This is a genomic window from Limnobaculum allomyrinae (assembly GCF_016649425.1).
Classification (GTDB): Bacteria; Pseudomonadota; Gammaproteobacteria; order Enterobacterales; family Enterobacteriaceae; genus Limnobaculum; species Limnobaculum allomyrinae.
In genome coordinates, this window is sequence record NZ_JADRCR010000002.1 from 614,918 (window position 1) to 635,861 (window position 20,944).

A 20,944-nucleotide genomic window follows, 5' to 3' on the forward strand; every position below is an offset into this window, starting at 1 on the left:
TGAGGAAGCTTTATGGTTGCGGTAAGAAGTGCGCATTTAAATACAGCCGGAGAGTTTGAGCTGGATAAATGGATCGGTAGTCTGGGCATTAGCAGCCCGGAATTATGCGAACGTTTGGCAGACACCTGGCGGTATTGTGAGCAGCAGGTTCAGGGCAATCCGGATGCTTCCCTCCTGTTATGGCGTGGGTTGGAGGTAGTGGAAATTTTAGCTACCCTCAGTATGGACAACGAGAGTATGCGCGCAGCGCTACTGTTTCCATTAGCTGACGCCAAAATTATTGATGAAGAGACGGTAAAAGAGCAGTTTGGTAGTGAGGTTGCCAATCTGGTACATGGCGTACTGGATATGGATGCTATCCGTCAGCTTAATGCAACACACAATGGTTCTAACACGTCCATACAGGTAGATAACGTTCGTCGCATGCTGTTAGCGATGGTGGAAGATTTTCGCTGCGTGGTTATCAAGCTGGCTGAGCGTATTGCTCATCTGCGTGAAGTCAAAGATGAAGCAGAAGAAGTCCGCGTTCTGGCGGCTAAAGAGTGTTTTAACATCTATGCTCCGCTGGCTAATCGTTTAGGGATTGGCCAGTTAAAGTGGGAAATGGAAGATTTCTGCTTCCGCTATTTGCATCCTGCCGAATATAAACAGATAGCTAATTTGCTGCACGAACGCCGTATCGATCGCGAAGTGTATATTGATACTTTTGTGCAAACCCTGCGTGACTCGATGAAAGAGCAAGGCATTCAGGGGGAGATCTATGGCCGACCAAAGCATATTTACAGTATCTGGCGCAAAATGCAGAAGAAGGCACTGGCCTTTGAAGAGCTATATGACGTGCGCGCCGTGCGGATCGTCGTCGAACGTTTGCAGGATTGCTATGCGGCGTTGGGTATTGTGCATACCCATTTCCGTCATCTGCCCAGCGAGTTTGATGACTATGTGGCTAACCCAAAACCTAATGGCTATCAGTCGATTCATACGGTGGTGTTTGGCCCGAAAGGACATGCAGTAGAGATTCAAATTCGTACCCGTCAGATGCATGAAGATGCGGAGCTGGGGGTTGCAGCTCACTGGAAATATAAAGAAGGCAGTACGGTTTCTGGCCGTTCCGGTTATGAAGAGCGTATTGCCTGGTTACGTAAATTGATCGCCTGGCAGGAAGAGATGTCTGACAGCGGTGAAATGCTGGACGAGGTCAGAAGTCAGGTATTTGACGATCGGGTATATGTATTTACCCCGAAAGGCGATGTCATTGATTTGCCAACCGGTTCCACACCGTTGGATTTTGCCTATCACATCCACAGCGATGTAGGACACCGTTGTATCGGTGCCAAAATTGGTGGGCGTATCGTTCCTTTCACCTATCAATTACAGATGGGCGATCAGATTGAAATCATTACCCAAAAACAACCTAACCCAAGTCGGGATTGGTTGAACCCAAATCTGGGGTTCGTTAACAGCAGCAGAGCACGTGCCAAAATTCAGGCGTGGTTTAAGAAGCAGGATCGGGATAAGAATATTCTTGCCGGTCGCCAGATTCTTGATGATGAGCTGGAGCGTTTGAGTATCAGCTTTAAAGATGCAGAAAAACTGCTGGTGCCGCGTTATAACGTGCACTCTTTTGATGAAGTGTTGGCCGGTATTGGCGGTGGTGATATTCGCCTCAATCAGTTGGTGAACTTCCTGCAAAGCAAGTTTAACCAACCAACGGCAGAAGAAGCGGATCGCGAAGCGCTGCGTCAGTTGAATCAAAAAACGGCAAATGCTCAACAGCGTAATGCAAAGAATAACAGCCAGATTGTGGTAGAAGGGGTCGGTAACCTGATGCACCATATCGCACGCTGCTGCCAACCAATTCCGGGGGATGATATTGTCGGCTTTATCACTCAGGGGCGTGGTATTTCTATTCATCGTTCCGATTGCGATCAGTTAAATGAGCTGAAAAACCATGCGCCAGAGCGTCTGGTGGAAGCGGTATGGGGTGACTGTTACTCCAGCGGTTATTCGCTGGTGGTGCGTGTGGTTGCCAACGATCGCAGCGGGTTGCTGCGCGATATCACCACTATTTTGGCCAATGAAAAAGTAAATGTACTTAGCGTCTCCAGCCGCAGCGATGTGAAAAAGCAGATGGCAACTATTGATATGGAGATCGAGCTGTATAATTTGCAGGTGTTGGATCGGGTGCTGTCGCGGATCAATCAGTTGCCGGATATTATTGAGGCTAAGCGGTTGGGAGTTAAGTAACCTTTTTTGTTGAGGTTGTATTATTGGCTGTTGTGGATGTTCCGGCCGTAATTATAAAGTGCTTATATTGCCTTTGTGCTCGGCCGGAAAACAATTTGTACTTAGCTGCGGAGTGCGACGGGCCTGGATTCCCTAGGGGCGCTCCGGCAGCTAAAGCTGCTACGACCCCAACGGCAATCCCTCCCGTCGTTTAGCTCGATTAGTATCATTAATTTGCTCAGTTTTGTGTTTTAAAAGAGTCAATTGTCGGGAGGCCAGGCTCGACATACACTGAAGCTAAGTATTGGTGGTCTTCCGGTCGAGCACCAAGTCAATATAAGCATATTAGATTTTACGACCGGAATGTCCATTGATGCCGATTTATTAGGATTGTTAGTAGTCTCAAAAGATCAATTAAAGCCCCTTTATACATTTATAATTTTAAATGTATTTTCACCAATCAGAAGATAAATAATGGATCAGATTACGCCTATTCAGCGGTTGCTGAATATTATGAACCGGTTACGTGACCCGGAAAATGGATGTCCCTGGGATAAGCAGCAGACCTTTGAGACTATTGCGCCTTATACGCTGGAAGAGACTTATGAAGTGCTGGATGCGATCCGGCGTTCAGATTTTGGCGATTTGCGTGAGGAGTTGGGGGATTTGCTGTTTCAGGTGGTGTTTTATGCGCGTATGGCGGATGAGCAAAACCGGTTTGATTTTGATGATATCTGTAACAGCATTAGCGATAAACTGGAGCGCCGTCATCCTCATGTTTTTGACACTCAAACTCAACATGACAGTCAGGAAGTGATTGCCGGTTGGGAAAAGCGTAAAGGCGAAGAGCGGGCGCAGAAGGCACAGTTCTCTGTGTTAGATGATATTCCGGAAGTGTTACCCGCATTGATGCGTGCCCATAAAATTCAAAAGCGCTGTGCTTCAGTAGGATTTGATTGGACAACCTTAGGCCCGGTGTTGGATAAGGTATATGAAGAGATCGACGAAGTGATGCATGAAGCTAAGCAAGTTGTCATCGACCAGTCTAAACTGGAAGAGGAGTTAGGCGATTTATTTTTTGCCACCGTTAACTTAAGTCGTCACTTGGGTCATAAAGCAGAAAGCGCCCTGCAGGCGGCTAACCGTAAATTTGAACGTCGTTTCCGTCAGGTAGAACAATTGGTTGCTCAATCTGGAAAATCGATGGAGCAAGCATCGCTGGATGAAATGGAAGCAGCATGGCAACAGGTAAAAAGCCTGGAAAATCAGACAGAGAAATAGATTAATTTTCACTATCTGATTTCAGCGTTTGTTGTGAGGGAAAGGGTCTGGTATACTACTTTCCCGTCCTAGTACCTCCATTTTAGTCTTTTAAACCTAACCTTCAGGTTCAGCATGACAACTAATTATATATTTGTGACAGGCGGGGTTGTATCCTCACTCGGTAAAGGTATTGCAGCAGCCTCTCTGGCCGCTATCCTTGAAGCTCGTGGCTTAAACGTCACTATGATGAAGCTGGATCCTTACATTAACCTCGATCCGGGTACCATGAGCCCAATTCAACACGGTGAAGTATTTGTCACCGAAGACGGCGCAGAAACCGATCTGGATTTGGGCCATTACGAACGTTTTATCCGCACTAAAATGACCCGCCGTAATAACTTTACGACCGGTCGTATTTATTCCGATGTATTACGCAAAGAGCGTCGTGGTGACTATCTGGGAGCAACCGTTCAGGTTATTCCTCATATCACTAATGCAATTAAAGAACGCGTTATTGCGGGTGCAGAAGGCCATGATGTGGCTTTGGTTGAAGTGGGCGGCACCGTTGGTGATATTGAATCACTACCGTTCCTGGAAGCTATTCGCCAGTTAGCGGTTGAAGTGGGTCGTGAGCACACACTGTTTATGCATTTGACACTGGTGCCATACATGGCGGCTTCAGGTGAAGTGAAAACTAAACCAACCCAGCATTCAGTAAAAGAATTACTCTCTATCGGTATTCAACCAGACATTCTGGTATGTCGTTCCGATCGCGCTGTTCCTGCCAACGAGCGGGCTAAAATAGCCCTGTTCTGTAACGTGCCTGAAAAGGCCGTTATCTCTCTAAAAGATGTTGATTCTATTTATAAAATCCCTGCGTTGTTGAAATCGCAAGGGCTGGATGAATTCATCTGTAAACGCTTCCGTTTCGATCTTCCTGAAGCCAACTTATCTGAGTGGGAACAGGTGATTTATGAAGAGTCGAATCCTACCCGCGAAGTCACTATTGGCATGGTCGGTAAGTACGTAGAATTGCCGGATGCTTATAAATCTGTCATCGAAGCATTAAAGCATGGTGGACTGAAGAATCGATTCAGCGTTAATATAAAGCTAATCGATTCGCAGGATGTTGAGGTCAGAGGTGAAGAAGTTCTGTCTGGTCTTGATGCGATTCTGGTTCCCGGTGGTTTCGGCTACCGCGGTGTGGAAGGCAAAATCACTGCCGCCCGCTATGCTCGTGAGAATAAGATCCCTTATCTGGGTATCTGTTTAGGCATGCAGGTAGCGTTGATGGAGTTTGCACGTAATGTTGTTGGCATGCCCGATGCTAACTCGACCGAATTTGTGCCAGACTGTAAGTACCCGGTTATTGCGCTGATCACTGAATGGCGTGATGAAGAGGGGAATGTTGAAGTTCGCACAGAAGAGAGCGATTTAGGTGGAACCATGCGTTTAGGCAGCCAGTTATGTCATTTAACTGAAGGCAGCCTGGTACGTGAACTGTACGGTTCACCAACAATTACAGAACGTCATCGCCATCGCTATGAAGTGAACAATATGCTGCTGCCGCAGATTGAAGCAGCAGGGTTACTTGTAGCAGGGCGTTCCGCTGACCATAAACTGGTGGAAATTATTGAACTGCCTGATCATCCATGGTTTGTTGCCAGTCAGTTCCACCCGGAGTTCACATCAACTCCGCGTGATGGCCACCCACTGTTTGCCGGTTTTGTGAAGGCGGCTGGTGAGTACCAGAAGCGTCAGGCAGACTAAGCGGTCAGTAATAGTATTAAAAGTATTCAGTAAGCCCGGCCTGATTACGGGTTGTAAACGCAACATGTTCAGACATGCGTTTATCGATACATCAGGCCAGAGTGTGCGACGCAATGAGGTGTCGCAATCTACAGTTTGTAGTTTAATCAACTTGTACTGAGGAAAACCGAATGTCCAAAATCGTTAAAGTGCTCGGTCGTGAAATTATCGACTCTCGTGGCAATCCCACTGTTGAAGCTGAAGTTCATTTAGAAGGCGGTTTTGTAGGTCTGGCTGCTGCGCCATCAGGTGCTTCTACAGGTTCCCGCGAAGCTCTGGAACTGCGTGACGGCGATAAAGCACGTTATATGGGTAAAGGTGTACTGAAAGCTGTTGCTGCAGTAAACGGCCCAATTGCACAAGCTGTTATTGGTAAAGATGCAAAAGATCAGGCTAACATCGATAAGATCATGATCGACTTAGATGGCACTGAAAACAAATCTAAATTCGGTGCTAACGCGATTCTGGCAGTTTCTTTAGCAGCTGCTAAAACAGCGGCAGCATCAAAAGGCATGCCTTTATTTGAGCACATTGCTGAACTGAACGGTACCCCGGGCAAATTCTCTATGCCATTACCAATGATGAACATCATCAACGGTGGTGAGCACGCTGATAACAACGTTGATATTCAAGAGTTTATGATTCAGCCAATCGGCGCTAAAACTCTGAAAGAAGCGGTACGTATCGGTTCTGAAGTATTCCACAACCTGGCGAAAGTTCTGAAGTCTAAAGGCATGAGCACTGCAGTTGGTGACGAAGGTGGTTATGCGCCTAACCTGGAGTCTAATGCTGCTGCACTGGCTGCAATTAAAGAAGCCGTAGAACAAGCAGGTTATGTACTGGGTAAAGATGTGACTTTGGCGATGGACTGTGCAGCTTCTGAGTTCTATAACAAAGAAACTGGCAACTATGAGCTGAAAGGCGAAGGTAAAACCTTCACTTCTCAAGAGTTCACTCACTATCTGGAAGAGCTGACTAAGCAATATCCAATCGTTTCTATCGAAGATGGTTTAGACGAATCAGACTGGGACGGCTTTGCTTACCAGACTAAAGTGATGGGTGACAAAATCCAACTGGTTGGTGACGATCTGTTCGTAACTAACACCAAGATCCTGAAAGAGGGTATCGAGAAAGGTATCGCTAACTCTATCCTGATCAAATTTAACCAAATCGGTTCTCTGACCGAAACTTTAGCTGCTATCAAAATGGCTAAAGATGCGGGTTATACTGCGGTTATTTCTCACCGTTCAGGCGAAACTGAAGATGCAACTATCGCTGATTTAGCGGTAGGTACTGCTGCTGGTCAAATCAAAACGGGTTCTATGAGCCGTTCTGACCGTGTTGCTAAGTACAACCAATTAATCCGTATCGAAGAAGCGCTGGGTGACCGTGCTCCGTTCCACGGCTTAAAAGAAGTGAAAGGTCAGGGTTAATTTTTAATCCTCCTGTAGCTTAATGAAGTCCCGTATTGGTTGATATCAATACGGGATTTTTGTTTTTAGTTGTACCGTCTGAAAGAAAGTCTTCGAGAGAAAAATGTCATATCCCGTTAATGAGTTATTTCAAACCTTACAGGGTGAGGGGTTCTTCACCGGCGTTCCCGCTATTTTTATTCGTTTGCAGGCCTGTCCGGTTGGCTGTAGCTGGTGTGATACTAAACACACATGGGAGAAGATTGCCGATCGTCAGCAATCAATGAATGACATCCTGGCAAAAACTCAGGAAAGCGATAGTTGGGGAGAAGCCAGTGTTTCACAACTGCTGTCGATTTTGCAGCAGCCGTATTATACGGCACGCCACGTAGTGATTACCGGTGGTGAACCCTGCCTTTATGATTTACTACCACTTACCAGTTTACTGGAGCAGCATGGTTTTCAGTGTCAGATTGAAACCAGCGGCACTCAACCGGTGATGTGTTCGACGAATACCTGGGTAACGGTTTCCCCTAAAGTTGATATGCGTGGTGGATTGAATGTTATACCTCAGGCCTTGATAAGGGCAGATGAAATAAAACATCCGGTGGCTCGCGAGCGGGACATTGAACAGTTAGATGAGCTGTTAGCCACGCTGTCAGATGATAAGAAACGAGTGATAGCGCTACAGCCGATTAGTCAAAACCCGAGGGCGACCGAGCTTTGTATTAAGACCTGTATTGAACGCAACTGGCGGTTGTCGATGCAGACACATAAATATTTAGGGATTGAATAATAGTTAGTTCCTGCCCTTGGTCTTGATCTTTCCTATGAGCACTTGAATTCAGCTGACGACTGAGAGAGGCCAGCACGCCCCGCATGGATGCGGGGCGAGGCACAGCGACGCCGGGAGCGGCTCTGTGCCGGTGCGTTAAGGCCAAACGAAGGAGGAAGGAAGTCGCCTAAGCGACCTGAATTCCTGTGCGAAAGGCGCGGGGTGCAGGGGCATTCGCCATAATGCCCCTGCTCGGCCGATCACAAATGTCAATTCAAACACGATACTGATATGGCCGAAACATACTCCAAACTCAATAGCACTTTAAATTCAACATCACTTAATCTGAATCAAACGGGTTGCCTGAATAGAGGATCACTCCCCTTTATACACACACCCAGCACTACAGGTCTCCTTCACCCTAACCCCACTCAACAACGGAAGCCCTGGTTTAAGCTGTTGCCAAATCCAGTGGGCTAAAACTTCGCTGGTGGGGTTTTCCAGTCCGGGGATATCGTTCAGGTAGTAGTGATCTAAACGGTCCAGTATGGGCTTAAAAGCGGCTTTGATTTCAGAAAAGTCCATTACCCAACCGGTAATTGGGTTAACTTCACCGGTAACTTCTATCCTGACCACAAAAGAGTGCCCGTGCAGACGGGAACACTTATGGCCTTCGGGAACATTTGGCAACCGATGTGCGGCTTCAAAAGTAAAGTCTTTAAATAATGTGGTTACCATAATCGCCTCTGATAATAATTTCGGCGATATATTACTAAAAAGCGGGGTAGGTTGCCATGGTGAGGTAATCTCTGAATGTATCCAATTCTTTTAAGTGACTGATAGCAGATAACCCTCATTGTTTTTGACATTAAAACATTATATTTACTCTGGCTAAATTTAACGCGGTTAATTTTTTTATTATTGTCGGTTCTTTTTTAAAACGACCTTTCTTTCTGCTTTAAAAATGAATGTTAGGTTTTTGTTATTAAATAAATCAAGGCAGCTTCTCTGTTTATATTTATTATTCATAATTAATACCTTCTTCTATTTAACTTTATGAAAGGTTTGTTTTTTATTTTCATATTGCTATAAGCGTGTTTTTATTTTCTTTGTTCCATATTTACCAGTATAAAGATTTCGCCCCGCGAGATAATCACGTTAGATCTGATAAGTCAATTGACCTGAGTCTCATCTTTTAATAATGATAGTTATGTTATTTTTTCTTATTGATTTTAAATGATAATTTAAAATCAATTAAATTAAGTTGAGCTGTAAATATAAATGTACATCTGATTATTCGCTCCACTTCGATGTTCAGAATGTAATTCAACATAGATCTTGAATATAAAACTTGAGTCCTGTCACATTAATGAGTTTGTTCAGGCTACGAATTAAATTGTATGCCTGATTAAACGATGAGTGTAATAAATATAACACTCGTAATAATAAGATTACAGATGATGATTTTTATCAATCGGGTGCTGGTATTGCAAAAAGATATTTAAAAGTAAGAATGAAGGAGTCCGAAAAAGCCTGAATTAATAAAATCACAAATGAGGAAAGTATAATGTCATACCCAGCTGAACCTTATAAAATTAAAGTTGTTGAACCAATTGCAATGACTACTCGCGAACAGCGAATTCAATATATTAAAGATGCAGGATATAATACATTTTTACTTCAATCCAAACAGACTTATATCGACCTGTTAACCGATAGCGGCACCACTGCCATGAGTGATAATCAGTGGGCCGGTATGATGTTAGGTGATGAAGCCTACTCAGGCAGTGCAAACTTCTATCATCTGCAAGACGTTGTCAGTGAATATTACGGTTACAAGCACGTGGTACCTACTCACCAGGGGCGTGGTGCAGAAAACCTGCTTTCATCTCTGTTGATTAAAGAGGGAGATTATGTACCGGGTAACATGTATTTCACCACTACCCGTGCTCATCAGGAGAGAAACGGCGCGACTTTCGTTGATATCATTATTGATGAAGCGCATGACTCTCAAAAAGAGCTGCCGTTTAAAGGCAACATTGATATCTCCAAACTGGAAAAACTGATTAACGAAGTTGGTGCAGACCGCATCCCTTATGTTTGTCTGGCGGTCACTGTAAATCTGGCGGGTGGTCAGCCGGTCAGTATGGCTAACATGCGTGAAGTGAGTAAGCTGTGCCGTAAAAACAAAATTCTGGTGATGTATGATGCGACACGTTGCGTTGAAAACGCTTATTTCATCAAAGATCGTGAGCCAGAATATAAAGACGTCACTATTGCCGCCATCCTGAAAGAGATGATGAGCTACTCTGACGGTTGTACCATGAGCGGTAAAAAAGACTGTCTGGTGAACATCGGTGGCTTCTTATGTATGAACGATGACACCTTGTATCAGAAAGCCAGCGAACTGGTTGTTCTGTATGAAGGTATGCCTTCTTACGGTGGTCTGGCTGGTCGTGATATGGAAGCGATGGCTCGCGGTATCGTTGAGTCTGTTGATTATGCGTACATTCATCACCGCATTGCTCAGTGTCGCTATCTGGCAGACAAGCTGGAAGCCGCCGGTGTACCCATTGTAAAACCAGTTGGTGGTCACGCGGTGTTCCTGGATGCAAAAGCTTTCCTGCCACATGTACCTCAGGATCAGTTCCCGGCTCAGTCTTTAGCGGCTGAACTGTACATTGACTCCGGCGTACGCAGTATGGAACGCGGGATTATCTCTGCGGGACGCGATAAGAAAACCGGTAAGAACCATACACCTAAGCTGGAGCTGGTGCGTCTGACTATTCCTCGCCGCGTTTATACCTACGCTCACCTGGATGTGGTCGCTGATTCTGTGATTCATCTGTACAAAAACAGAGAGAAGATCAAAGGATTGGATATGGTATACGAGCCGAAGTTCCTGCGCTTCTTTACCGCAAGATTTGAGCCTCTCAAATAAGGTTCTTATTGAGCAAATCATAAATTAACCATCAAAGAGTCTTTCATTCTGCGGAATGAAAGACTCTAAAAGTCTGGATCAGTCACAGGTCATTAATATGTTTTTCCCACTTAGAATTTTAATTAAAGGAATCAATTATGACGGTCAGCGTAGAGGCTCAGGGGTCTGCTCAGGTTAAAAAGAAGTCGGTTATTGGTGGAGCGATGATCACCACGGCGACCGTTGTTGGTGCCGGAATGTTCTCTTTACCTGTAGCCATGTCCGGGGTTTGGTTCTCCTGGTCAATTGGTATCCTTGCCGTTACCTGTTTTATTATGATAATGGCTGGCTTTATGCTGTTAGAAGCCAACCTTAATTATCATATTGGTGCCAGTTTCGACACATTAACAAAAGATCTATTAGGTCGATTCTGGAATATTGCAACCAACATTACTTTTGCTTTCGTTTTATATATTCTTGCCTACGCCTATATTTCAGGAAGTGCTGCGGTTATATCCCAAACATTAACTCAGTATTTCACCATTGGAATCTCTTCCCGTATTACCGGTGTGATATTTACCATTATTGTGGCATTTATTGTCTGGTGGAGCTCAACGGCGGTAGGGCGTATTACCACTATCTTGCTGTTAGGTAAATTTATCGCTTTCTTTATGACGTTCGCCAGCCTGCTGGGTTATGTTCAGGTCGATAACCTGATGGACGTTATGGCGCCGGAAGGAACCAGCTATTTACCTTTCCTGTTAATGACATTGCCTTTCTGTATTGTTTCATTTGGCTTCCACGGCAACGTACCCAGCCTGGTAAAACACTATGGTAAAGATCCAAAACGCATTGTTTCCTGCATATTAATCGGAACCTTATTTGCGCTGTTTCTGTATGTCTTCTGGTTATATTGCACCATGGGAAATATCTCCCGGGCAGACTTTAGACCCATTATTGCTCAGGGTGGAAACATTGACGTCTTTATCACTGCCATGGGGGCGATTCTTAACAGTGCATCGATGGATGTGATCCTGACATTCTTTGCTAACTTTGCGGTTGCCAGTTCTATGCTGGGCGCAACGCTGGGTCTGTTCGACTACATTGCTGACCTGTGTAAGTTTAAGGATGACAACGGCGGCAGAGCGAAGACAGCATTAGTTACCTATGTTCCTCCGGCGCTACTGTGTTCCATCTATCCAAACGGCTTCTTGTATGCCATCGGTTATGCGGGACTGGCGTTTGCGGTATGGGCTATCATCGTTCCCGGCCTGCTGGCGAAAGCTTCGCGCGAGAAGTTCGGTAACCCAATGTTCCGCACCTGGGGTGGAACTCCATTAATATATGTCGTAATCGTCTTTGGGGTGATCACCATGCTGGCGCATATACTATCGACGTTTAATATATTGCCGACATATAGCTAATAGAAGATGTTTAACATACAGCCGCCCAAAGGGCGGCTGTATCATTTATAGAAGTTAATCGAAGGGTGAAACACCGTAAGATGTTTCATAACGGCCTCTGGGGAGTTTAGGTCCGACGTACTCTGAACTCAGGTACAGATGGTTTTCCGACTGAGCACAAAGGTAATATGGATCATGTTGCTTTTTGGGGAAAACTCAAACCTGCTACACCAGTTCCTGCTTCATCACCTTCACAGCCAGTTTGACTTGCTTCAGTTGTTCTCGCAGTTCCTTCACTTCGTCATTATCAGGAATAAGCACAATGCAGCCTTCGGTGATTTTCACGGTGACACTGGTGTCGGTATTGAATCCGGCTTCTCTTAGCCATTTTCCGCTAAGATTAAGCAAGGGTGTACTGGCATCGCCTCGATTGGGTACATAGCCTATTGTGTAGCGGCGCTGGGTTTTGGAGAGGGGGGATGTTTGGGTGAGCGTTGTAGCCATAGGACAACCTCCGATGAGTAATATTTATTACCGCCAGCGGAGAGGCTAATCTCACGGGTGGTGGAACCGGGCGGGGTTAGCCTTACCGGCCTCATCGACACCGGCGCGTCTTGCGACGCCCCCGCCCGGCCCGCCATTGAGGTATGGCCGTGCGCACGACACAAAAAAAGCGCAGACGCGCCTTGTGTCGTCGATGAAGGATTTCAGGAGGCTAACCCTGACGCCTGATTTTGCAGGCGCGGGGGAAAGATACCGCTATCGATAATGAACGGCAAGCGGTTTTGCTGTAGTAAGCACGGCGTAATATGGATCTGGAATGCGCCTCGCAAAACCACGCCGGAAGGTTAAACTGCGTGATGGCGATGCGGCTCATACAGGATGAATTAATCTGGTGCTCATTGGACAAACCGGGAGCAATCCCGATGAAGTCGAGAAAAATGAGGAAGAACATGAAACCATTTATCTTGCCGGAAAAAGAAAACGGCCCAAAGAAAGGACCGTTCGAATATCAAAAAACCAGTATCCCGTTCACTCAAAACATCTTAAGTGAACGGTGTTACCCAAAGGGCGGTTTTAGGATCAAAGCGAAGAAACTATCACAGTGACTTAATAATGCGACTCAGCAACTTGATCCGCGGAATAATACTCTCTAACTCAACATATTCCGCCGGGCTATGGAAGTCGGCACCGATAGGGCCAAAACCATCCAGCGAAGGAACGCCTAATGCTGCCGTATGGTTAGCATCAGAGCCACCGCCCACAGCCTGCCATTTCACCGGAATACCTTCTTCCTCACCGCAACGTTCAACTAATGTCATCAGTTTTTCTGTTTCTGCAGAAGGAGACATTGCCGGAGTATGAGCCATTTCGGTAACGGTGGAGGTAACGTCTGCGACATAGGCTTTTTTGCTCATCTCATTGATAGCTTTATCAATGCGGTGATACTCATTGTTATCCCAGAAACGCACATCAATTACCGCCTGAGCTTTATCCGGAACGATATTGGCTGCATCACCACCTTTAACGATACCTACGTTGAGTGTGGTACCGGCTTCTGCATTACCTAATTGGTTAATTGCTAAAATCCAGTTAGCCAATTCGGTAATGGCTGAACGACCTTTTTCCGGTGCATTACCTGCGTGAGCTGCACGCCCGTGGAAATCAATGTTGTAACGTGCCATACCTTTGCGGGCTTTAACCAGAGAGCCATCAGCGCGTGCTGCCTCGGCAACCAGCACATAGCGACTCTGTTTAGCATATTTACCCAGCCATTCGTGGGAATATACAGAACCGGTTTCTTCATCGGGATTCATCGCCACGGCAATGGATAACCTTTCCACATCCTTGTCATCTAATGCGCGAATAGCCCACAGAATATTTAGCAGGCCTGATTTCATATCTGCCGCACCCGGGCCATATAAACGAGTAGCATCCGTAGACATTGGACGTTCAGCCGCAGTTCCCGGTGGGAATACCGTGTCCATATGACCAATCAACAATACATCAAACTGAGTGGCACCTGGTTTATTCGTCGCAAATACACCCGGGCCAACCGCTTTACCTAAATCAACAATTTCTGCATGCCAGCCTAAATCCTTATATTTTTTCTCCATCAGACCGGCTACAACAGCAACACCGTCGGTGGTTTGCGTTCCACAATCAATATTAACCAGCGGACGTAATTCATCTAAATATTGGTTTAACTGCATGGTGCATCCTTATTTCTCAGAGCGCGCTGCGTCTGGTCTTACCCCGAAAAAGGGGCGTGAAGGGTTAGAATCAGGCAATAAATAATTTCATCAGGAACATAGCGATAAAGGCGTTGATGACAGAAATAATAATCATCACAGGGATCTTACTGGCTTTAGTACCAATAACCCCAAGAATACGGCCTGCATACTGGATTTGAGAACCCATCAGATAAATTGCCGGAGCCAGAATCGCCAGATGTTCACCGCTTAACGTACCATTAGCATACAGACTAACGGCAACACCAATACCGCCGCCCATTGACATCCAACCACCAATTAACACGGCAGCTGCTTCGCCAGGTAGACCAAACAGGTTCATCAGTGGCGCGAAGATATAACCTAATCCTTTCAGAGCGCCGGTAATCTCCAGCGCTTTAATAATCACGAATGCCATTAATACGTTTGGCAGGGTACTGGAAGTTGCAATGCCCCAACCTTTACGTGCGCCGGCAACAAATACATCGGTAATCATCGGTTTGCTTACGTTTGACATAATATTGATATCCTTAAAATTTGAGCTGTATTCGTTATTAGTTAGCGGCTGCGGTTTCTTTTTTGGTGGTCAGCGCGAGATAGAGTCGGAAGATATTGGCTCCAACAATTTTCATAACGAACATGACACAAATACACAGACCGATAGATGCCGGTACTGCCGGTGTGTTATCAGCATTCATCAGGGTGAATAATACGGCGCCTGATGAGAAGAAGTTGGTAATCATTGCGCCAGCAGAAAACTGGAACATGGTAATCAGGTCTTTCTCTTTTTCGTTAAGTTGACCTTCATCAACCAGAGAACGCGTTAATGACGCACCAACGTCAGTACTTTGCAGGCTACCAATAATAGCCAGGCCAGTAGAGCCAGGAATACCTAACAGAGGGCGTAATAGCGGCGTTAACAGTTTACGGGCAGCGTCCAAAGCACCGTAGTGTTCCAGCACGTTGATCATGCCTAATGCAAACATGACGGATGGAATCAGGCCAAAAGCGAATAAAAATCCATCCATTGCGCCGCCACCGCCAGTACCACGGAAGGTACTTTTTGCGACATTTAATGCACCATCAGCTTCAGTTACGTTAGACGCAACTTTACCAAAAGCACCATTAAGAGTAGTGAAATCAAATACCGACCACCATTCTTTTCCTCCCAGCAGGCCAGAGAAGAACACCATGGCGAAAATCAGTGAAATATAGGCGCCAATGCCTACTTTAAATTGCTCCGGCTTTTCTTGCTCCGGCTGTTCTGAAAGTGACTGTTCATTAGACATATTAATGCTTCCATTAAGAAATAATGATGGTGGTAAATAGTTCCCGATTATCTATTAATTCTGTTTTATCAACATTTGACTTTGATCAAATAACATAGCTGCTTGAGATCACGCTTCTGGTATTAATATGGTTCTATATCGAATACTTGATTAAATGTTATACAAAATAATTAGTTATGCGGATTGTGATGTGATTTTTTTGTTAAATTATTAATGATATTTAGCGGAATTTTCTGCCATATCAGGAAAATAGACGTAAATCTTATTTATTTACATAACCATTGTATATCCAGTGTATTTTTATGCGCTTTTCATGCATAATTTCACAGTTCCCCATGCAATAATAAAGGATGCGCAAATGTTTAAACGTCTTTCTATTTTTGGTGTATGCCTGGCGGCAGCCCTGTGTACACTGCCTGTTGCCAATGCAGCAGAGCCAACTTACGTTGTAGGTTCTGGTGGTACTTATCGTCCTTTCGAATTCGAAAATAGTAAAAAAGAGCTGGAAGGATTTGATATCGATATCATCAGTGCAATTGCTAAAGCCGAGAATTTCAATATCAAGCTGGTGAATACACCGTGGGAAGGGATTTTCGCTACGTTAGGCAGTGGCGATCGTGACATTATTATTTCGGGTATCACGATTACCGATAAGCGTAAGCAAATGGTTGATTTTTCAGCACCATACTTTCCTGCTGAACAGGCTATCGTGATACCAAAAGGTAAAGATATTAAGTCTATTGCTGAACTGAAGCCACTGAAGGTAGGCGTAGTTAACTCCAGTACCGGCGATATTGTGGTATCAGAAGTATTGGGTAAGAACAGCACTTCGATTAAGCGTTTTGACAATACCCCACTGATGCTGCAAGAACTGTATGAAGATGGTATTGATGCCGCAGTAGGTGATGTGGGTGTTGCCAAGTTCTATATCAAAAATCACCCGGAAAAAGAGTTCGCTCTGGTTGCTGATGACAAATTTGAACGTCAATTCTTTGGTATTGCCGTGGCGAAAGGCAACGAAGAGTTACGCAATAAGATCAATTCTGGTCTGAAGAAAATCATTGCTGATGGCACTTACGCTACCATCTATCAGAAGTGGTTTGACAGCAACGTACCGGTATTACCTGCCGAGTAATTTTTTCACAGATATTCCGTTCAGGGCGATTATTCGCCCTGAATGTTTTTCTATAACGGATTCATTTTTATGTCAGGATTTCGCTGGGAGATAATCCAGGAGTATGCCCCGCTGTTTGCTGAGGGCGCATGGATGACCATCAAGTGTACCATTATCTGTGTGATACTCGGTGTAACCTGGGGATTAATTCTCGGGTTAGGCGGTACGGCACAGGCGCCCCGCAATCGCGGTTTGAATCGCCTGTTGCATATTTTCGTGCAGTGGCCAGTTAAAATTTATGTCAGTGCTTTTCGAGGGACTCCGCTGTTTGTTCAGATCATGGTGGTGCACTTTGCCTTGATCCCTCTGCTGATCAATCCTCGCGATGGTTTACTGGTTAGCAGTGGCATCATGTCAGTGGATTTCGCCCGCATGTTACGGTCGGAATACGGTGCGTTTCTCTCTTGCGTAGTGGCGATTACCCTTAATGCCGGTGCTTATGTTTCCGAAATTTTCCGTGCCGGTATTCAGTCTATCGATCGCGGACAGATGGAGGCGGCCCGTTCGCTGGGGATGAGCTATGGCAAAACCATGCGCAAGATTATTCTGCCGCAGGCATTTCGCCGTATGCTGCCACCGTTGGGTAACAACGCCATTGCTATTGTTAAAGACTCTTCTCTGGCATCCGCCATCGGACTTGCCGATCTGGCCTATGCCGCCCGTACTGTTTCTGGTGCCTACGCCAGCTACTGGGAACCCTATCTGACAATCTCGGTTGTTTATTGGGTGATTACATTCTTACTTTCCCTGATGGTAAGGCATATGGAAAAGAGGTTAGGCCGAAGTGATTAAGATTCGTAATTTACAAAAACAATTTGATAAAACACATGTTTTACGCGGTATCTCCTGTGATATTGCTGCCAATGAAGTGGTTTGTATCATTGGCCCTTCAGGTTCAGGTAAAAGTACTTTTCTGCGCTGTATGAACGCGTTGGAAGAGATGAGCGGTGGCGAAATTACTATTGATGGCTATGAGGTTCATGACCGTAAAACCGATTTAAATAAACTGCGTGAAAGCGTAGGTATGGTGTTTCAGCGTTTTAACCTGTTCCCTCATATGACGGTACTGGAGAATTTGATTCTGGCGCCGATGGATGTGAAAAAATTATCCAAAGCAGAAGCAATAAAACGCGCAGAACAGCTGCTACAGAAAGTCGGATTGATCGATAAAATTGATGCTTATCCAAGCCAGTTATCCGGTGGACAGCAGCAGCGTGTAGCCATCGCCCGTGCGCTGGCAATGGAACCAAAAGTGATGCTATTCGATGAACCTACTTCAGCGCTCGACCCCGAGCTGGTGGGTGAAGTGTTGGCGGTAATGAAAACGCTGGCTCACGAAGGTATGACCATGGTAGTGGTGACCCACGAGATGGGATTTGCCAGAGATGTTGCTGACCGGGTTATCTTTATCGATCAGGGGATTATTCAGGAAGAAGACGTTCCGGAGAAATTGTTTACGGCACCATCGAATGACAGAACCAAGGCGTTCTTAAGCAAGGTTTTGTCTGTTTAGTTGAGGGTGTGTTTTATCTCTGCCGTGGAGTAAGTTTCGTCTACTATACGAATAGGGAACGATGCTGTTTTGTTTCTTGACCTTCTCACTCATTGAGCACTGGAATTCAGCTGACAACTGAAAGAGGGTAGCATGCCAAACATGGATGTTTGGCGAAGCGCAGCGACGTAGGACAAACTTGCAGGAGCAATGTTGAACAGCACGAAGTGCTGGCCCAAAGGGTCGAACCTCACGGATGAGGCGAGTATTCCGGCTCTGCTCGGCCATTCGCACGATTATTAATTCAGACACTACACTGTTAGTGGACGAAACTTACTCGAAACTAAATTTCAGTTAAACTACCCCCAGCTATTTATAACAATCAATATTCAATATGATAAAAATCTGGTCATTAGGTGACGTAGTCGTGGATCTGTTACCGCTGGAAAATATGCAATATCAGGCCTGTGCTGGCGGTGCTCCGGCGAATGTGGCGGTAGGGATTGCTCGTTTAGGGTATCCATCAGGCTTTATCGGGCGGATAGGGAAGGATCCATTTGGGCGTTTTATGGCTGAATCGCTGGCGCGGGAAGGGGTTGATTGTCAGTGTATTGAGCAGGATGACCGTTATAAAACCAGTACAGTTATTGTCGATTTAGCTGCCAGCGGTGAGCGTAGTTTTACTTTTTTAGTTAGCCCTTCGGCAGATCAATTTCTCTCTTTAAACACCTTACCCGATACGTCTGCTGCCATTTTACATACCTGCTCATTAGCCCTGACGGGAAAAGTCTGTCGGGATTCTCTGCTAAACATCACACGGCAGGTTAAACAGCAGGGTGGCATAGTGAGTTTTGACCTTAATCTGCGCGCTCAGATGTGGGCGGATAAACAGGAAATGCACCAGATTATTGCTGAATATTGCACTAAGACTGATGTACTTAAGTTGTCAGAGGAAGAACTGTTTTGGTTAACTCAGTGTGCTGACGATAACTGGCCTGAGGCATTAGGACGATTAAAGGATTTTCCCGCAGCGTTAGTGGTAATTACCCGAGGCAAACAGGGGTGTCTGGTTTTATGCCAAAATACTATTCACCTATTTAACAGCTATGCAGTAACGAGTGTGGATACTACCGGAGCCGGCGATGCTTTTATGGCTGGACTACTGGCGGGTATCGCCCGCTTTGGCATTCCGGGGCAAAAAAACGAGTCTCCTGAAACGCTGAGCCAGATTATCAGTCAGGCCAGCGCCTGCGGGGCGTTGTCGACCACCCATAAGGGAGCGTGGGCGGCATTACCGAATCAAAATCAGTTACAACACTTTCTTTCAACACAGGGAATGTTAAAGCCGGGAACGCGATAAGTTCAGTTTTATCCCATTTCTGTATGGAGTCTGGCCTTGAGTTATGGGATGATTAGCCGGTTTTTAGGGGGCGGGATGAAAAAACTTACGCTGTTATTAATTGTACTTATTGGCTGGTTGCAGTACTCCCTGTGGCTGGGTAAAAACGGCATGCACGATCATGCCCGTGTAGAAGAAGACTTGGCAGTACAACAAGATAATAATGCCAAATTAAAGTCTCGTAATGCGCGGTTATTTGCAGAGATTAACGATCTGAAAGGTGGCCAGGAGGCCATTGAAGAACGTGCCCGTAATGAACTGGGAATGATTAAACCGGGGGAGAGTTTCTACCGAATTATTCCTGAACAGTCTCAGCCAGCGCAAGGCGGTAAAAAGTAGTGACGCAGGCTCATTCTTCCTCCACGTCATGTTATCCGGATATTGTTGCCATACTGCCTGCTGCGGGTATCGGCAGTCGTATGCAGGCTGATTGCCCTAAACAGTATCTTACTATCGGTCAACAGACGATCATCGAATACGCTATTCATACCTTGTTATCCCATGCCGCTATCCGTCAGGTGATTGTGGCGTTAAATCCTAACGATAATACCTTTGCTCAGCTACCGGTAGCGCAAGATCCACGAGTTTTAGTGGTGGTTGGTGGGGCAGAGCGTTCTGATTCGGTATTAGCTGGTTTGACTCAGGCTAAAACTTTACAGGCGGATTGGGTTTTGGTACATGATGCCGCTCGCCCATGCCTGAGCTACGACGATTTAGATAAGCTGATTCAATCAGTATTGCCAGTAAAACAGGGCGGTATTTTAGCCATGCCGGTTAGAGATACCATGAAACGCGCGGTGGTTGATAAAACTGCCATTGCTAATACAGTAGATCGTAACGGCCTTTGGCATGCTTTAACGCCACAAATGTTCCCGCTGGAGCTGCTGTTTGAATGCATGGTTCGGGCACAGCAAGAAGGCGCAGTATTAACCGACGAGGCTTCGGCTTTAGAGCATTGTGGTTTTCATCCACTGCTGGTATCGGGCCGTTCAGACAATATTAAAGTTACCCGCCCTGAAGATCTGGCGCTGGCAACATTCTATCTTACACACCAATAATAGACAGGAGAGTGGCTGATGCGTATTGGTCATGGTTTTGACGTACATAAATTTGGCGGCGAAGGCCCGCTGATTATTGGTGGGGTTCGCATCCCTTATGAGTTTGGTTTACTGGCTCATTCTGATGGTGATGTGGCACTGCACGCATTGACGGATGCTCTGTTGGGCGCCGCGGCGCTGGGGGATATTGGCAAACTGTTTCCTGATACCGATCAAGCTTATAAAGGTGCTGATAGTCGAGAGCTACTGCGGGAAGCTTTTCGTCAGGTTAAGGCGAAGGGATATGTGATTGGTAATGTTGATGTCACTATTATTGCTCAGTCGCCTAAAATGGCGCCTCATATTCCACAAATGCGTGTGAATATTGCCGAAGATTTAGGTTGCCATATGGAGCAGGTTAACGTCAAAGCAACCACCACAGAACAACTCGGTTTCACCGGTCGTAAAGAGGGTATAGCCTGTGAAGCGGTAGCGCTGTTGGTTAAGGCGTGAG

At 45.7% G+C, this 20,944-nt stretch carries 19 protein-coding genes and 1 pseudogene; 15 read left to right on the top strand and 5 right to left on the bottom strand.

Features of this window, described 5'->3' with window-relative positions; genetic code table 11:
* The first annotated feature begins 12 nt into the window (after positions 1 to 12).
* From relA to queE, 5 genes are all read left to right on the top strand, one after another.
* Positions 13 to 2,247, top strand: coding sequence for a GTP diphosphokinase (gene relA / locus I2494_RS07005; RefSeq protein ID WP_218466365.1), 2,235 nt, complete (start codon positions 13 to 15; stop codon positions 2,245 to 2,247).
* Between the two features lie 453 nt (positions 2,248 to 2,700).
* Positions 2,701 to 3,507, top strand: a complete 807-nt coding sequence (gene mazG / locus I2494_RS07010) for a nucleoside triphosphate pyrophosphohydrolase (RefSeq protein ID WP_218466366.1) — start codon at positions 2,701 to 2,703, stop codon at positions 3,505 to 3,507.
* Positions 3,508 to 3,621: 114 nt separating this feature from the next.
* Positions 3,622 to 5,259, top strand: coding sequence for a glutamine hydrolyzing CTP synthase (gene pyrG, locus I2494_RS07015; protein ID WP_218466367.1), 1,638 nt, complete (start codon positions 3,622 to 3,624; stop codon positions 5,257 to 5,259).
* A gap of 170 nt (positions 5,260 to 5,429) precedes the next feature.
* On the top strand, positions 5,430 to 6,731 hold the full coding sequence (eno, locus tag I2494_RS07020) for a phosphopyruvate hydratase (protein WP_218466368.1): 1,302 nt from the start codon (positions 5,430 to 5,432) through the stop codon (positions 6,729 to 6,731).
* A 103-nt stretch (positions 6,732 to 6,834) separates the two neighbouring features.
* Positions 6,835 to 7,506: a 7-carboxy-7-deazaguanine synthase QueE gene (gene queE, locus I2494_RS07025; RefSeq protein WP_218466369.1), complete on the top strand. Its 672-nt coding sequence runs from the start codon at positions 6,835 to 6,837 to the stop codon at positions 7,504 to 7,506.
* Between the two features lie 354 nt (positions 7,507 to 7,860).
* Here queE and queD read toward each other — a convergent pair whose 3' ends face one another.
* Complete coding sequence (gene queD, locus I2494_RS07030) at positions 7,861 to 8,226, bottom strand: 6-carboxytetrahydropterin synthase QueD (protein ID WP_218466501.1); 366 nt, start codon at positions 8,224 to 8,226, stop codon at positions 7,861 to 7,863.
* A gap of 826 nt (positions 8,227 to 9,052) precedes the next feature.
* Here queD and I2494_RS07035 point away from each other — a divergent pair.
* Positions 9,053 to 10,426, top strand: a complete 1,374-nt coding sequence (locus tag I2494_RS07035) for a tyrosine phenol-lyase (protein WP_218466370.1) — start codon at positions 9,053 to 9,055, stop codon at positions 10,424 to 10,426.
* 137 nt (positions 10,427 to 10,563) lie between these two features.
* Positions 10,564 to 11,829: a tryptophan permease gene (gene mtr / locus I2494_RS07040; protein WP_218466371.1), complete on the top strand. Its 1,266-nt coding sequence runs from the start codon at positions 10,564 to 10,566 to the stop codon at positions 11,827 to 11,829.
* Positions 11,830 to 12,033: 204 nt separating this feature from the next.
* On the opposite strand, the gene I2494_RS07045 is transcribed toward mtr, so the two are convergent.
* Positions 12,034 to 12,312, bottom strand: coding sequence for a SymE family type I addiction module toxin (locus I2494_RS07045; protein ID WP_218466372.1), 279 nt, complete (start codon positions 12,310 to 12,312; stop codon positions 12,034 to 12,036).
* 341 nt (positions 12,313 to 12,653) lie between these two features.
* Here I2494_RS07045 and I2494_RS07050 point away from each other — a divergent pair.
* Positions 12,654 to 12,862, top strand: a pseudogene (locus I2494_RS07050) (IS4 family transposase); the annotation flags it as partial.
* Positions 12,863 to 12,908: 46 nt separating this feature from the next.
* On the opposite strand, the gene I2494_RS07055 reads toward I2494_RS07050, so the two are convergent.
* The 3 genes from I2494_RS07055 to I2494_RS07065 all read right to left on the bottom strand — a co-directional run bounded on the left by I2494_RS07055 (position 12,909) and on the right by I2494_RS07065 (position 15,328).
* Positions 12,909 to 14,021 (bottom strand): M20 family metallopeptidase, encoded by a 1,113-nt coding sequence (locus I2494_RS07055; protein ID WP_218466374.1) that lies wholly within the window; start codon positions 14,019 to 14,021, stop codon positions 12,909 to 12,911.
* A 70-nt stretch (positions 14,022 to 14,091) separates the two neighbouring features.
* Positions 14,092 to 14,556, bottom strand: a complete 465-nt coding sequence (locus tag I2494_RS07060) for a YjiG family protein (protein WP_218466375.1) — start codon at positions 14,554 to 14,556, stop codon at positions 14,092 to 14,094.
* A 37-nt stretch (positions 14,557 to 14,593) separates the two neighbouring features.
* Positions 14,594 to 15,328, bottom strand: a complete 735-nt coding sequence (locus I2494_RS07065) for a nucleoside recognition domain-containing protein (protein ID WP_218466376.1) — start codon at positions 15,326 to 15,328, stop codon at positions 14,594 to 14,596.
* Between the two features lie 358 nt (positions 15,329 to 15,686).
* Here I2494_RS07065 and I2494_RS07070 point away from each other — a divergent pair, with 358 nt between their 5' ends.
* From I2494_RS07070 to ispF, 7 genes are all read left to right on the top strand, one after another.
* On the top strand, positions 15,687 to 16,463 hold the full coding sequence (locus tag I2494_RS07070; RefSeq protein ID WP_218466377.1) for a basic amino acid ABC transporter substrate-binding protein: 777 nt from the start codon (positions 15,687 to 15,689) through the stop codon (positions 16,461 to 16,463).
* Between the two features lie 69 nt (positions 16,464 to 16,532).
* Entirely contained in the window at positions 16,533 to 17,294 is a 762-nt protein-coding gene (locus I2494_RS07075) for an amino acid ABC transporter permease (RefSeq protein WP_218466378.1), read from the top strand.
* Positions 17,287 to 18,015, top strand: a complete 729-nt coding sequence (locus I2494_RS07080; protein WP_218466379.1) for an amino acid ABC transporter ATP-binding protein — start codon at positions 17,287 to 17,289, stop codon at positions 18,013 to 18,015. Before I2494_RS07075 ends, I2494_RS07080 begins: the two co-directional genes overlap by 8 nt.
* Positions 18,016 to 18,391: 376 nt before the next feature.
* Entirely contained in the window at positions 18,392 to 19,354 is a 963-nt protein-coding gene (locus I2494_RS07085; RefSeq protein ID WP_218466502.1) for an aminoimidazole riboside kinase, read from the top strand.
* A gap of 75 nt (positions 19,355 to 19,429) precedes the next feature.
* Complete coding sequence (gene ftsB / locus I2494_RS07090) at positions 19,430 to 19,732, top strand: cell division protein FtsB (protein ID WP_218466380.1); 303 nt, start codon at positions 19,430 to 19,432, stop codon at positions 19,730 to 19,732.
* The gene (ispD, locus tag I2494_RS07095; RefSeq protein ID WP_321206104.1) at positions 19,732 to 20,451 is read left to right on the top strand and encodes a 2-C-methyl-D-erythritol 4-phosphate cytidylyltransferase; all 720 of its coding nucleotides are present in this window, start codon (positions 19,732 to 19,734) and stop codon (positions 20,449 to 20,451) included. The genes ftsB and ispD overlap by 1 nt, the downstream gene beginning before the upstream one ends.
* 18 nt (positions 20,452 to 20,469) lie before the next feature.
* On the top strand, positions 20,470 to 20,943 hold the full coding sequence (gene ispF / locus I2494_RS07100; protein WP_218466381.1) for a 2-C-methyl-D-erythritol 2,4-cyclodiphosphate synthase: 474 nt from the start codon (positions 20,470 to 20,472) through the stop codon (positions 20,941 to 20,943).
* Position 20,944 lies beyond the last annotated feature (1 nt).